The following is a 13,185-nucleotide window of genomic DNA, read 5'->3' on the forward strand; positions in this document are numbered from 1 at the left end:
GTGCCGCGCGCGACGCCCGGGAGCTCGTTGCCGATCGCGCCGGTCGAGACCGTGCCGGGCAGCGGCAGCTGGGCGAGCGCCGCCAGCTGCGCGCGGACCGCGGCCACGTCGCCGACGCCGAGCTGGACGCCGAGCTCGCGGCCCAGCGCGTCGAGCACGCGGGCGTCGCTCATGGCCTGGGTCTTCAGCACCGTGCCGAACGGGCGGACCCGGCCCTCCCAGTTGACGTAGGAGCCGGCCTTCTCGACCGCCGGGGCGATCGGCAGGACCACGTCGGCCCGCTTGGACACCGCGCTCATCCGCAGCTCGAGGCTGACCAGGAAGCCGACCTTGTCGAGGGCCTCCTCGGCGGCGATCGGGTCGGCCAGGTCGGCCGGGTCGACGCCGCCGACGACCAGCGCGCCGAGCCGGCCCTCGCGGGCGGCGGCGACGATGCCGTCGGTGTCGCGGCCCGAGGCGCTGGGCAGCACGCCCGCGTCGAGCGACCAGGCGATGGCGACCTCGCCGCGCGCGGCCGGGTCGAAGACCTGGCGGCCGCCGGGGAGCAGGGTCGGCAGGACGCCGGCCTCGACCGCGCCCCGGTCGCCGGCCCGGCGCGGCACCCAGGCCAGCCGGGCGCCGGTGGACTCGGCCAGCCGGGCCGCGGCGGACAGGCCGCCGGGCACGCTGGCCAGCCGCTCGCCGACGAAGAGGATCGCGCCCTCGGCCGAGAGCGCCTCGCGCAGCTGCTCGGACTGGCCGAGCACCTCCGCCTCGGCGCCCGGTGCGGTCAGCAGGACGGTCGAGCCGAGCTTGGCGAAGCCGCGGCTCACGAACGGGGCCACCGCGAAGCTCGGCAGGGCCCGCTTGAGGTACGCCTTGCGGGTCCTCAGGAAGATGATCGGGCACTCCTCCTCGGGCTCCAGCCCGACGAAGACCACCGCGGGGGCCTTCTCGATGTCCGCATAGGTCACGTCGACCTGCCCGACGACGTGGGAGCCGAGGAACTCGGTCTCCTCCGCCGACAGCGGCCGGGCGCGGAAGTCGATGTCGTTGGTGCCGAGCGCCACCCGGGCGAACTTGGAGTAGGCGTAGGCGTCCTCGACGGTCAGCCGGCCGCCGGTCAGGACCCCGACGCCGCCCTTGGCCTTCGCCGCGGCGAGCCCCTCGGCCGCCACCGTCAGCGCCTCCGGCCAGCTGGCCGTGCGCAGCTCGCCGGTCTTGCGGTCGCGCACCAGCGGGGTGGTGAGGCGGTCGGTGGCCGTGACGTACTGGAACGCGAAGCGCCCCTTGTCGCAGTTCCACTCCTCGTTGACCGCCGGGTCGTCGCCGGCGAGGCGGCGCATGACCTTGCCCCGGCGGTGGTCGGCCCGCTGGTCGCAGCCCGCGGCGCAGTGCTCGCAGGTGCTGGGCGTGGACACCAGGTCGAAGGGGCGGGCGCGGAAGCGGTACTGCGAGCTGGTCAGCGCGCCGACCGGGCAGATCTGGATGGTGTTGCCGGAGAAGTAGCTGTTGAACGGCGCGTCCGTCTCGGGCGAGTCGGGGTCGCCGCGGAAGACGCCGATCTGCTCGTTGGACGAGCGCTCCATCAGGTCGATGAACTTGTCGCCGGCGATCTCGTCGGAGAAGCGGGTGCAGCGCTGGCACAGCACGCAGCGCTCGCGGTCGAGCAGCACCTGGGTGCTGATCGGCAGCGGCTTGGGGTACTCCCGCTTGTGCTCCACGAACCGGGACTCGGCCTGCCCGTTGCTCATCGCCTGGTTCTGCAGGGGGCACTCGCCGCCCTTGTCGCAGACCGGGCAGTCGAGCGGGTGGTTGATCAGGAGGAACTCCATGATGCCCTCTTGGGCCTTCTTGGCCACGTCGGAGGTCATCTGGGTCTTGACCACCATGCCCTCGGCCACCGGCTGGGTGCACGAGGCGACCGGCTTGCGCTGGCCCTCGACGTCGACCAGGCACTGGCGGCAGGCGCCGGCCGGGGCCAGCAGCGGGTGGTCGCAGAAGCGCGGGATGGAGATGCCGATCTGCTCGGCGGCCCGGATCACGAGCGTGCCCTTGGGCACCTCCACCTCGACGCCGTCGATCGTCAGCTTGACGAGATCGACCTTCGGTGCAACGTCGGTCATTAGTGGGCTCCTACGAGCTCGCCGTGGAACATCGGCGCCTTGCGGCCCTCGATGTAGTCCAGGTAGTCCTGCTTGAAGTACTTGATCGAGGACGTCACCGGGCTGGTCGCGCCGTCGCCGAGCGCGCAGAACGAGCGGCCCAGCAGGTTGTCGCAGGCGTCCAGCAGCGTATCGAGGTCCTGGTGGGTGCCCTGACCGGCCAGGATGCGGTGCAGGATGCGGACCATCCAGTAGTTGCCCTCGCGGCACGGCGTGCACTTGCCGCAGGACTCGTGGTGGTAGAACGCGATCCAGCGGTAGGTGGCGTAGACGATGTCGTCCTGGTCGGAGAAGACCTGCACGGCGGTGGTGCCGAGCATCGTGCCGACCCCGGCCATGCCCTCGAAGTCCAGCGGCGTGTCGAGGTGCTCGTCGGTGAGCATCGGCGTCGAGGAGCCGCCCGGCGTCCAGAACTTGATCTTGTGTCCGGGCTGCATGCCGCCGGCCAGGTCGACGAGCTGCCGCAGCGTGACGCCGAGACCGCACTCGTACTGCCCGGGGTGGTTCACCCGGCCGGAGATCGAGTAGATCTTCGGGCCCGGCGACTTCTCGGTGCCCATGCTGCGGAACCAGGCGGAGCCGCCGAGCACGATGTACGGCACGCTCGCGATCGTCTCGACGTTGTTGACGACCGTGGGCGAGGCGTAGAGGCCGTGCGTCGCCGGGAAGGGCGGCCGGAGCCGGGGCTGGCCGCGGTAGCCCTCCAGCGAGTCGAGCAGCGCGGTCTCCTCGCCGCAGATGTACGCGCCGGCGCCGCTGTGCACGACCAGGTCCAGGGAGAAGCCGCTGCCGAGGATGTTCTTGCCGAGGTACCCCTTGGCGTAGGCCTGCTGGACGGCCGCGCGCAGCCGGCGGGCCGCGTGCACCGCCTCGCCGCGGATGTAGATCGCGGCGAAGTTGGCGCGGATGGCGTACGAGGCGATGATGACGCCCTCGACCAGCGCGTGCGGGTCGGCCATCATCAGCGGCAGGTCCTTGCAGGTGCCCGGCTCGCCCTCGTCGGCGTTGACCACGAGGTAGTGCGGCTTGCCGTCGTTCTGCGGGATGAAGCCCCACTTCATGCCGGTCGGGAAGCCGGCGCCGCCGCGGCCGCGCAGGCCCGAGTCCTTGACCAGCTGGATGAGGTCGTCCGGGTGGGCCTTGAGCGCCTTGCGCAACGCCGTGTAGCCGTCGAGCCGCTCGTACACGTCGATCTTCCACGCGTCCGGCGACAGCCAGCGCTTGGTCAGCACCGGCGTGAGCTTCGACAGCGACTCCTGCGAGGGCTGGTACGTCATGACTTCGCCTCGTCCTTCTTGGCGATGGGCGTCTCCGGGTCGAAGCCCGGCACCGCGATCCCGAAGCGCTCGGCCAGGCGATTACCGGAGAGCGTCGGCTCCCCGGCCGGCCCGTCGGCGATGACGTCGTCGCCCCGGTCGTCGGCGAAGCCCGCGAGCTGCACCGCCATCTCCTTGAGCGTGCAGAGCCGGGTGCCGCGGGAGGGCTGCGGCCGGTCGCCGTTCTGCAGCTGCTTGACCAGCGACAGCGCGGTCTCGTCGGTCACCTGGTCGAAGAACTCGTAGTTGACCGTCATGACCGGCGCGTAGTCGCAGGCCGCGAGGCACTCGGCATGCTCGAGGGTGATCTTGCCGTCGGCCGTCGTCTCGTCGTGCCCGACACCCAGGTAATCGCTTAGCGCTTGATAGGCCTGGTCGCCGCCGAGCACGCCGCACATCGTGTTCGTGCAGACGCTCACCAGCCAGTCGCCGGTCGGCTTGCGCTTGTACATGGTGTAGAACGTCGCGACCGCGCCCACCTGGGCCTTGGTGATCCCCAGGATCTCGGCGCAGAAGGCGACGCCGTCCGGGGAGACGTACCCCTCCTCCGACTGCACCAGGTGCAGCAGCGGCAGGAGCGCGGAGCGCGAGCGGCCCTCGGGGTAGCGCGCGATGATCTGCTGCGCGCGCTCGCGCGTGACCTCACTGAACGCCATTAACGATCACACCCACCCATGACGGGGTCGAGCGAGGCGCCGCCCACGATGACGTCGGCCAGCAGGCCACCCTCCGCCATCGCCGGGATCGCCTGCAGGTTGACGAAGCTGGGCTCCCGGTAGTGCACCCGGAACGGGCGCGTGCCACCGTCGGAGACCGCGTGCACGCCGAGCTCGCCGCGGGGCGCCTCGATCGGCACGTAGACCTGGCCGGCCGGCACCCGGAAGCCCTCGGTCACGAGCTTGAAGTGGTGGATCAGGGCCTCCATCGACTGGCCCATGATCTTCGCGACGTGCTCGAGGGAGTTGCCCAGGCCGTCGCCGCCCACCGCGAGCTGCGCGGGCCACGAGATCTTCTTGTCGGCGATCATGATCGGCCCCGGCTCCAGCCGGTCCAGCGCCTGCTCGACGATCCGCAGCGACTGGCGCATCTCGTTGAGCCGGACCTTGTAGCGGCCCCAGGCGTCGCCGGTCGACTCGGTGGGGACCTCGAAGTCGTAGGTCTCGTAGCCGCAGTACGGCTGCTGCTTGCGCAGGTCCCAGCCGAGCCCGGCCGAGCGCAGCACCGGCCCGGTGATGCCCAGCGCCAGGCACCCGGTCACGTCGAGCACCGCGACGCCCTGCGTCCGCTCGCGCCAGATCGTGTTGCCGGAGAGCAGGTCCTCGTACATGTCGATGCGGTCGGGCATCCAGCCGAGCAGCTCGCGGATCTTGACGACCGCCTCGTCCGGGAGATCCTGGGCCAGGCCGCCCGGGCGGACGTACGCCATGTTCATCCGCAGGCCGGTGACCATCTCGAAGATGTCGAGGACGTACTCGCGCTCGCGGAACCCGTAGATCATCATCGACAGGGCGCCGAGCTCCATGCCGGTCGTGGCGAGCCAGACCAGGTGGGAGGAGATCCGGTTGAGCTCCATCATGAGCACGCGGATCGTGTTGGCGCGGTCGGTGATCTGGTCCTCGATGCCGAGCAGCTTCTCGACCGCCATGCAGTAGCCGGCCTCGTTGAAGATCGGCGCCAGGTAGTCCATGCGGGTCACGAACGTGGTGCCCTGGGTCCAGTTGCGGAACTCCAGGTTCTTCTCGATGCCCGTGTGGAGGTACCCGATGACGGTCCTCGCCTCGATGACGGTCTCGCCCTCGAGCTCGAGGACCAGGCGGAGCACGCCGTGCGTGGACGGGTGCTGCGGGCCCATGTTGACGACGATGCGCTCTTCGGAGCCGGCCTCGTTGACGACCGAGTCCCAGTCCCCTCCGGTGACGGTGAAGACCCGGCCCTCGGTGGTCTCGCGGGAGGCCGCGTAGTCGGTGGTCACTGGTAACTCCTCCGCTGGTCCGGCGGCGGGATCTCCGCACCCTTGTACTCGACCGGGACGCCGCCGAGCGGGTAGTCCTTCCGCTGCGGGAAGCCTTCCCAGTCGTCCGGCATCAGGATCCGGGTCAGGTTCGGGTGGCCGTCGAAGACGATGCCGAACATGTCGTACGTCTCCCGCTCCTGCCAGTCGGCGGTCGGGTAGATCTGCGTGACGCTCGGCAGGTGCGGGTCCTCGGCGGTGACCGCGCACTCGAGACGGATCCGGCGGCGGAAGGTCATCGAGGTCAGGTGGTACACCGCGTGCAGCCGACGGCCGTCGGAGCCCAGGTAGTCCACGCCGGACACCGAGGAGCACAGCTCGAAGCGCAGCGCCGGGTCGTCCCGCATCGCCTGGCAGACCTCGGCGATGCGCTCCGGCAGGATGTGCAGCGTGAGCTCGCCACGGTCGACCACGATCCGCTCGATCGCGTCGTCGAAGCCGGGGTAGGCCTCCTCCAGGGCGTCGACGACCTCGTCGAACTCGCCGCCGAAGGGGCGCGGGGAGTCGAGCTCCACCGCGCGCCGGCGGCGCAGGCCGCCGAAGCCCGAGGTGTCGCCGGTGCCCTGCACGCCGAACATGCCACGCCCGGCCGCGCCCGACGGCGGCGTCTGGGCGGCGGCGCCGACCGGCTCTACTTCAGTCACTTCGATCCTCCGGACAAGTTCGCCCGCTCTTCCATCCACTTCTGGATGCGCAGCTGCTCCTCGCGGCCCTGGGCGGCGGCCTTGGTCCACTCGGCGCGCTTGGCCTTGTCGAAGCGGTAGCTCGACGGCATCGCGCCCGGGGCCACCACCGGCGCGCCCTCGCGCTCGATCCGCGCCTCGATCGCCCGCCGGCGCCGGTCACCCAGCGGCTCGGCCATGACCTTGTCGTGCAGGCGCAGGATGGCGTCGATGAGCATCTCCGGCCGCGGCGGGCAGCCCGGCAGGTACATGTCCACGGGGACGATGTGGTCCACGCCCTGGACGATCGCGTAGTTGTTGAACATGCCGCCGCTGGAGGCGCAGACGCCCATGGAGAGCACCCACTTGGGCTCCGGCATCTGGTCGTAGATCTGGCGCAGGACCGGGGCCATCTTCTGGCTCACCCGGCCGGCGACGATCATCAGGTCGGCCTGGCGGGGGCTGGCCCGGAAGACCTCCATGCCGAAGCGCGCCAGGTCGTAGCGCGCGGCGCCGGTCGCCATCATCTCGATGGCGCAGCAGGCCAGACCGAAGGTGGCCGGCCAGAAGCTGGCCTTGCGCGACCAGTTCACCAGCTTCTCGACGGTCGTCAGCAGGACGCCGGTCGGTACCTTTTCCTCGATGCCCATGACTCAGTCCCAATCCAGCCCGCCGCGGCGCCAGACGTAGGCGAACGCGACGAACACGGTGACGATGAACAGCACCATCTCCACGAACCCGAAGAGGCCGAGCGCGTCGAAGTTCACGGCCCACGGGTACAGGAAGATGATCTCGATGTCGAAGACGATGAACAGCATCGCGGTCAGGTAGAACTTGACCGGGAAGCGGCCTCCGCCGACGGGCTGCGGGGTGGGTTCGATGCCGCACTCGTAGGCGTCCAGCTTCGCCTTGTTGAAGCGGCGCGGCCCCACGAAGGGCGCGACCGCGACCGAGAACAGGGCGAACGCGGCGGCGAGGGCGAGGAGCCCGATGATCGGTACGTACGGCGCGAGCGACATCGTGCTGCTCCGTCCTTTCGGCGAGCCCGTGAGGCCGTCAGCCCCAGGGGACCACTCATGCTGTATCCGGTTTAACACTATTCGGTAATGGCTGGACGGCTTCGTCCGGGGCACTCCAAATGTGGCTTTGGCCAGTGCCTTTAATGATCAGGCGGCTGGCGCCAGCCGGGTCATCGCGTTGATCACGCGGTCCATCGCGTCGCCGCCTCGGGGGTCGGTGAGGTTGGCGAGGAGCTTCAGCACGAACCGCATGAGGGTTGGGTGTGGCATGCCGTGCTTCGTGGCGATCCGCATCACCTGCGGATTGCCGATGAGCTTCACGAACACGTTGCCGAGCCGGTAGTAACCGCCGTAGCGGGCCTTGAGCTCGGTGGGGTAGTTGGCGAGCACCCGCTCGCGCGCGGTGCCCTGCGGGCGGGCCATCGCCTGGACGGCGATCTCCGCCGCCAGCTCGCCCGACTCCATGGCGTAGGCGATCCCCTCACCGTTGAAGGGGTTGACCATGCCACCGGTGTCGCCGACGAGCAGCACGCCCCGGGAGTAGTGCGGCACCCGGTTGAAGCCCATCGGCAGCGCCGCCCCCTGGGCCTTGCCGTCGGCGTTGGCCGGGTCGGACAGGCCCCACTCGGCCGGCGTGTTGTCCAGCCAGTCGGCGAGCAGCGTCTTGTAGTTGGTCTTGCCGTAGGCGACGCTGCTGTTGAGCACGCCCAGGCCGACGTTGACCCGGCCGTCGCCGAGCCCGAAGATCCAGCCGTAGCCCGGCAGGAGCTCGTCGCCGGACTCCCGGCTGCGCAGTTCGAGCCAGGACTCCAGGTAGTCGTCGTCGTGGCGGCTCTCGCTGCGGAAATACTGCCGCACCGCCACGCCCATCGGCCGGTCGTCGCGCTTGGCGATGCCCAGCGCGAGGGCGAGCCGACCGGACACCCCGTCGGCGGCGATGGTCAGCGGCGCACGGAACTCCAGCGGCTCCTTGCCGGGCCCCGTCGCGGTGACCCCGACGACCCGCCCGGTGCGGTCCAGGATCGGCCCGGTGACGTTCGTCCCGCTCCGCAGCACGGCGCCCGCGTCGGTCGCGGCGGTGGCGAGCATGTGGTCGAAGTCCATCCGGGTCCGGGTCAGCCCGTAGTCCGGGAAGCTGGCGAGATCGGGCCAGTCCAGCTCGAGGCGCACCCCGCCGCCGATGACGCGCAGGCCGCGGTTACGCAGCCAGCCCTTCTCCTCGGTGGTGTCGATGCCCATCTTGATCAGCTGCTTGACCGCGCGGGGCGTCAGCCCGTCGCCGCACACCTTCTCGCGCGGAAACTCGGTCTTCTCCAGCAGCAGGACCCGCAGCCCGTGGCGGGCCAGGTGGAACGCCGCGGCGGAACCACCCGGCCCGGCGCCGACGACGATGACGTCCGCGTCTTTGCCGATGTCGGTCACGTCCGTCACCACCTCCTGACCGTTCACTCAGCGTTCGTGAAAGTCTTCACAAAGTCATCCGTGGAGCAGTCTAGAACCGTGAACAGGCCCACTGTCGGTAAGGCGACCCTAATTTTTCACCCGGTCGGTCACCATGACGGGCTTACCGCCCCACGCGTGTGGGGTTCTCCACAGGCATAGCTTGTACGTCTACGGATGGCTACCGCACGGTAATTCTCCGTAGTGGCGCCGCTTGCTTTCCGCGGCTATCCGGCCTGGTCATCCGGCTGGAGACGGTCCCGGACGTGGCGTTCCCCACGTCGGCCAACGCCCGAAACACGCAGGGCGGCGGTTATACCGAAAAGTCGGGCACTCCGTGCCACGACTTTTCGGACTTTTCGCCTGGCGGGTCGTATATCCGGTTTGAGGGGATTCCCGGGGCCCGACGCGCCGCGCCGGAAGGCTCGCGGGCGGCGGCACTCTTCCCCGGGGGGCGCCCTCGGCGCAGAAAGGTCAGCCGGCCCCGCAGCGATGGAGAGGCACCGCAGCCTCGTCGGCATCGGAGGACCCGGCCGGCCACGGCACACAACCGGAAGGGCACCCCAGCCTCAGCCAGATCGGAGGACCCAACCGGAGGGAGGCACCGCGGCCTCGGCCGCATTGGAAGACCCGACCGGCCGGAGGCGCAACCGGAGGGGCAACCCGAACTCAGCCGCATCGGAGGACCCAACCCGTCCTGGAGGCCGGAGGAGTAAAGGCGCGCCCCACAGATGTGCCGGCGTGGCGATGCGAGCCGGCGGCCTCCGGATAGTCGTTGACTTCCTCCCCATGCCTAAAGGCGGGGGGATTCCCGTGGCTGACGCGTTCACGCCGCGAGCCGATCGGATGGTTGGCGCTTCACAGACCGGCCAATGCCGAGGTCTCCACGCCCGGTGACCGCCAGCCCGGCGGCCAGAATGTTCTTCGCCGCGTTCACGTCGGCGTGGTCCTGATGCCCGCAGGCGACGCACCGGAGGACCGCTTGGCTCTCGCGGGACCCCCGGGCGACATGCTTGCAGGCGTTACAGGTCTGCGACGTGAACGCAGGGTTGACCTTGACCACGGTCGCGCCGTGGTAGCGCGCCGCATGTTCAAGTTGCAGCACGAACCTGCCCCAGCCCTTGCCGAGAATCGCCCGGTTCAGTCCGGCCTTCTGGCGGACGTTGCGGCCGGGCTGCTCCGTGGTGCCCTTTGCGCTGGCCGTCATGTTCTTGACCCGCAGGTCTTCCACGGCGACCAGGCCGTGGTCTCGGACGAGCGCCACGGCGGTCTGCGCGGCGAAGTCGGCTCGGCGTGCCCGGATACGCGCGTTGAGTCGGCCAAGCTGGGCGCGGGTCGCGTCGCGGCGCTTTGACCGACGGTTACCTCCGTGAGTGCGCAGGGACCGGGACATGCGTTGCTGCAACCGCTTCAGCCGCCCCTCCTCGCCAGGGGTGGCGAAGGCACGGTCGTGCAGGTCGCCATCGGAGGTTGCGACCGCAACGGCCACGCCTCGGTCGATGCCGACCGGCGGCTTCCCGCTGGGGGCAACCTCGGTGATGCCGTCCTCGACGCAGAACGAGATGTACCAGCGTCCGCCTTCGCGCAGCACCGTGGCGTTGCGGATCGTGCCGCCGATGGCGCGCGTCCAGCGGAACCGGACTGGGCCGAACTTCGGCAGGCGCACCTCACCCCAACGCCGGTTCAGGCGCCGCACCGTGATGTGGTTCGGGTCGGGAAACCGGAACGACGGCGCCGTGCGCGTCTTGGACCGCCACCGCACCTTCCAGGTGCCGTGCTCGCGGCACGCCCGGTCCAGGTCGCGCAGGGCCTGCTGGAGCGTGTGAGACGGGGCGTCGGCCAGCCACGCGCAGGCCGGGTCCTTCTTGGCCTGCGCCATTTGCCGGGCCTGCTCCACATAGGAGATGTACGCGCCGCGGCGGCGGTACTCGCGGCGTTGCTCCAGGCCGGTATTCCACACCGCCCGACAGGCTGCGCCGACCTGCTCGGCGTAGGCGGCCTGCTCTGGCGTGAAGGCGAGGAGGTAACGGCGACCAGTCAGCATTCAGCGACTCTTCTGCTGCTCAACGTACCGCTTGACCGCCGCGAGCGGTGCGCCGCCCGTGGTGGCCACAAAGTACGAGTTCGTCCACAGCGTCGGCAGCCGGGACTTCAGCGAGGAGAACTCCTCGCGCAGGACACGCGACGTGCGGCCCTTGATCGCCTTGACCAGCTTGTGGACGCCGTACTGCGGGTCGACCTCGACGAGCAGGTGTACGTGGTCGGGCATGACCTCCAGGGCCGCCAGCCACGCCCCTCTTTCCTCGACAACTTCGCGGACGAGCTGCTTGAGTCGTTCCTCGATCCGGCCACCGAGTACCCGACGCCGGTACTTCGAGCACCACACCACGTGGAAGGCGCACTGGAAGACGACGCTGCTGTTCGACCGCAGCGTAACGGCCACATGGACACTATACAGCAGGCGGCTACCTACTGATTGTGCGGGGTTGATGCGCTAACCCCACGGCTAAAGCCGGGGGTCTGCGCGCTACGCATTTCGATCAAGCGCCCGGAATAGCGAGTAATCGGACCTTCCGCCCGCCGGGGTATAAATCCGAAAAGTCGTGGCGCGCCAGCGCCCGACTTTTCGGGGCAAAGCCCCCGAGCTAGATCCGGAAGCCCCGATGCATGGCCACCACGCCGCCCGTCAGGTTGCGCCAGGCCACCTTGCGCCACCCGTTCGCCGCGATGCGCGCGGCCAGGCCCGCCTGGTCCGGCCAGGCGCGGATGGACTCGGCGAGGTACACGTAGGCGTCCGGGTTGCTCGACACCCGCTTGGCGATCTGCGGGATGGCGCCGACCAGGTAGCCCTGGTAGACGGTCCGGAACGGCCGCCACGTCGGGCTGCTGAACTCGCACACCACCAGGCGGCCGCCCGGCTTGGTCACGCGGGCCATCTCGGCGAGGGCGGCGTCCGTGTCGGCGATGTTGCGCAGCGCGAAGGAGATGGTGACCGCGTCGAAGGTGGCGTCGGCGAAGGGCAGGTGGAGGGCGTCGGCGGCCAGGAGGGGAACCTCCGGGCGCTTCTCGTGGCCCGCCTGCAGCATGCCGACCGAGATGTCCGCGCCGACCGCGAGCGCGCCGGAGCGGGCCAGCTCGGAGGTCGACACGCCGGTGCCGGCGCCCAGGTCGAGGACCGTCTCGCCGGGCTTGAGGTCCAGGGCCATGCGGGTCTCGCGGCGCCACATGCGGTCGCGGCCGGCCGACATGACGGTGTTGGTCAGGTCGTAGCGGCGGGCCACGCCGTCGAACATCGCCGCGACCTCGTGCGGCTCCTTGTCCAGGGAGGCGCGGCTCATTTCGAGGCCGCCGGGGTGAGCGGGAGCGAGCGGCCCGTGCCGCCGCCCGGGATGGCGATCGAGGAGAAGTGGGACTGCACGCGATCGTCGGTCGGGTCGTCGGCCTCGGTCCAGTGGACCTTCATGTGCCGGTACTGCGTGTCCCGCTGCGCCGGGATGCGGTCGGCGCCGCGGATCATCTGGACCAGCTCGGTGAGGCGGGAGCGGTGCCGGGCGCCGGCGGAGGAGATTACGTTCTCCTCCAGCATGATCGAGCCCAGGTCGTCGACGCCGAGGTGCAGGGAGACCTGGCCGACGTCCTTGCCCGTCGTGAGCCAGCTCGACTGCAGGTGGGGGATGTTGTCGAAGAAGAGCCGGGCGACCGCGACCAGCCGCAGGTACTCCAGGCTGGTGGCCTGCGTGCGCCCCTTGAGGTGGTTGTTCTCCGGCTGGTAGGTCCACGGGATGAAGGAGCGGAACCCACCAACCGTTCCGGCTAGGTCGGCCTCGACGGAGTAGCCGTTGGCCACGGCCAGGTCCTGCACCTCCCGGATCAGCCGCAGGTGCTCGATGCGCTCGGCGTTGGTCTCGCCGGTGCCCATCATCATCGTGGCGGTCGAGGAGACGCCCTGCCGGTGCGCCGCCGCCATGACCTCCAGCCAGCGGGCGCCGGACTCCTTGAGCGGGGCGATCGCCTTGCGCGGGCGGTCCGGCAGCATCTCCGCGCCGGCCCCGGCGATCGAGGCCAGGCCGGCCGCCTTGATCCGGGTGATGGCCTCGTCGATCGAGACGTCGGAGACCTTGGCCATGTGCAGCACCTCGGACGGCCCGATCGAGTGGATGACCAGGTCGGGGAACTCGGCGTGCACGGCGGAGAACAGCGACTCGTAGTACTCGACGCCGTATTCCGGGTGGTGCCCGCCCTGCAGCATCACCTGCGTGGCGCCGAGGTCGACCGCCTCCGCGCAGCGGCGCAGGATCTCCCCGGTGTCGTGGGTCCAGCCCTCGGCGTGCTTCGGCGCGCGGTAGAAGGCGCAGAACTTGCAGGCCGTCACGCAGACGTTGGTGTAGTTGATGTTGCGGTCGATGATGTAGGTGACGATGTTGTCCGGGTAGCGACGGCGGCGCACCGTGTCGGCGGCCTCGCCGAGCTCGTGGAACGGGGCGTCCGTGTAGAGCAGCAGCGCCTCGTCCGGGCCGATCCGCCCGCCGTCCGCGGCACGCTGCAGAATCTCGCTGATCACCGCATGCGTCACACCCAGAGCGTACCCAGAGC

The 13,185-nt window shown here is 70.0% G+C and carries 11 protein-coding genes and 1 pseudogene; all 12 read right to left on the reverse strand.

Features of this window, described 5'->3' with window-relative positions; genetic code table 11:
• On the reverse strand, positions 1 to 2,105 hold a 2,105-nt coding region (locus tag AB0M46_RS41395), incomplete at its 3' end, for an NADH-quinone oxidoreductase subunit G (protein WP_363345368.1).
• A complete protein-coding gene (nuoF, locus tag AB0M46_RS41400) occupies positions 2,105 to 3,421 on the reverse strand; it encodes an NADH-quinone oxidoreductase subunit NuoF (RefSeq protein ID WP_363345369.1) in 1,317 nt (438 codons plus the stop codon). The genes AB0M46_RS41395 and nuoF, both read right to left, overlap by 1 nt.
• 5 nt (positions 3,422 to 3,426) lie before the next feature.
• Positions 3,427 to 4,116: pseudogene (gene nuoE / locus AB0M46_RS41405) on the reverse strand (NADH-quinone oxidoreductase subunit NuoE); the annotation flags it as partial.
• A complete protein-coding gene (locus AB0M46_RS41410) occupies positions 4,116 to 5,432 on the reverse strand; it encodes an NADH-quinone oxidoreductase subunit D (RefSeq protein WP_363345370.1) in 1,317 nt (438 codons plus the stop codon). The gene AB0M46_RS41410 and the pseudogene nuoE, both read right to left, overlap by 1 nt.
• On the reverse strand, positions 5,429 to 6,049 hold the full coding sequence (locus AB0M46_RS41415; protein WP_363345401.1) for an NADH-quinone oxidoreductase subunit C: 621 nt from the start codon (positions 6,047 to 6,049) through the stop codon (positions 5,429 to 5,431). The genes AB0M46_RS41410 and AB0M46_RS41415 overlap by 4 nt, the downstream gene beginning before the upstream one ends.
• Positions 6,050 to 6,111: 62 nt before the next feature.
• Positions 6,112 to 6,783: an NADH-quinone oxidoreductase subunit B family protein gene (locus AB0M46_RS41420; RefSeq protein ID WP_363345371.1), complete on the reverse strand. Its 672-nt coding sequence runs from the start codon at positions 6,781 to 6,783 to the stop codon at positions 6,112 to 6,114.
• A 3-nt stretch (positions 6,784 to 6,786) separates the two neighbouring features.
• Positions 6,787 to 7,152 carry an NADH-quinone oxidoreductase subunit A gene (locus AB0M46_RS41425; protein ID WP_363345372.1) on the reverse strand — a complete coding sequence of 122 codons (366 nt, stop codon included), beginning with the start codon at positions 7,150 to 7,152 and terminating at the stop codon, positions 6,787 to 6,789.
• A 147-nt stretch (positions 7,153 to 7,299) separates the two neighbouring features.
• Positions 7,300 to 8,574: a geranylgeranyl reductase family protein gene (locus AB0M46_RS41430; protein WP_363345402.1), complete on the reverse strand. Its 1,275-nt coding sequence runs from the start codon at positions 8,572 to 8,574 to the stop codon at positions 7,300 to 7,302.
• Positions 8,575 to 9,418: 844 nt separating this feature from the next.
• Positions 9,419 to 10,636 carry a transposase gene (locus AB0M46_RS41435; RefSeq protein ID WP_363345373.1) on the reverse strand — a complete coding sequence of 406 codons (1,218 nt, stop codon included), beginning with the start codon at positions 10,634 to 10,636 and terminating at the stop codon, positions 9,419 to 9,421.
• Entirely contained in the window at positions 10,637 to 11,035 is a 399-nt protein-coding gene (tnpA, locus tag AB0M46_RS41440) for an IS200/IS605 family transposase (protein WP_363345374.1), read from the reverse strand.
• 202 nt (positions 11,036 to 11,237) lie between these two features.
• Positions 11,238 to 11,930, reverse strand: coding sequence for a demethylmenaquinone methyltransferase (locus AB0M46_RS41445; RefSeq protein ID WP_363345375.1), 693 nt, complete (start codon positions 11,928 to 11,930; stop codon positions 11,238 to 11,240).
• Positions 11,927 to 13,165: a cyclic dehypoxanthinyl futalosine synthase gene (gene mqnC, locus AB0M46_RS41450; RefSeq protein ID WP_363345376.1), complete on the reverse strand. Its 1,239-nt coding sequence runs from the start codon at positions 13,163 to 13,165 to the stop codon at positions 11,927 to 11,929. Before mqnC ends, AB0M46_RS41445 begins: the two co-directional genes overlap by 4 nt.
• Between the last annotated feature and the right edge of the window lie 20 nt (positions 13,166 to 13,185).

Origin of the sequence: Dactylosporangium sp. NPDC051485, assembly GCF_040682015.1 — a bacterium.
Lineage (GTDB): Bacteria > Actinomycetota > Actinomycetes > Mycobacteriales > Micromonosporaceae > Dactylosporangium.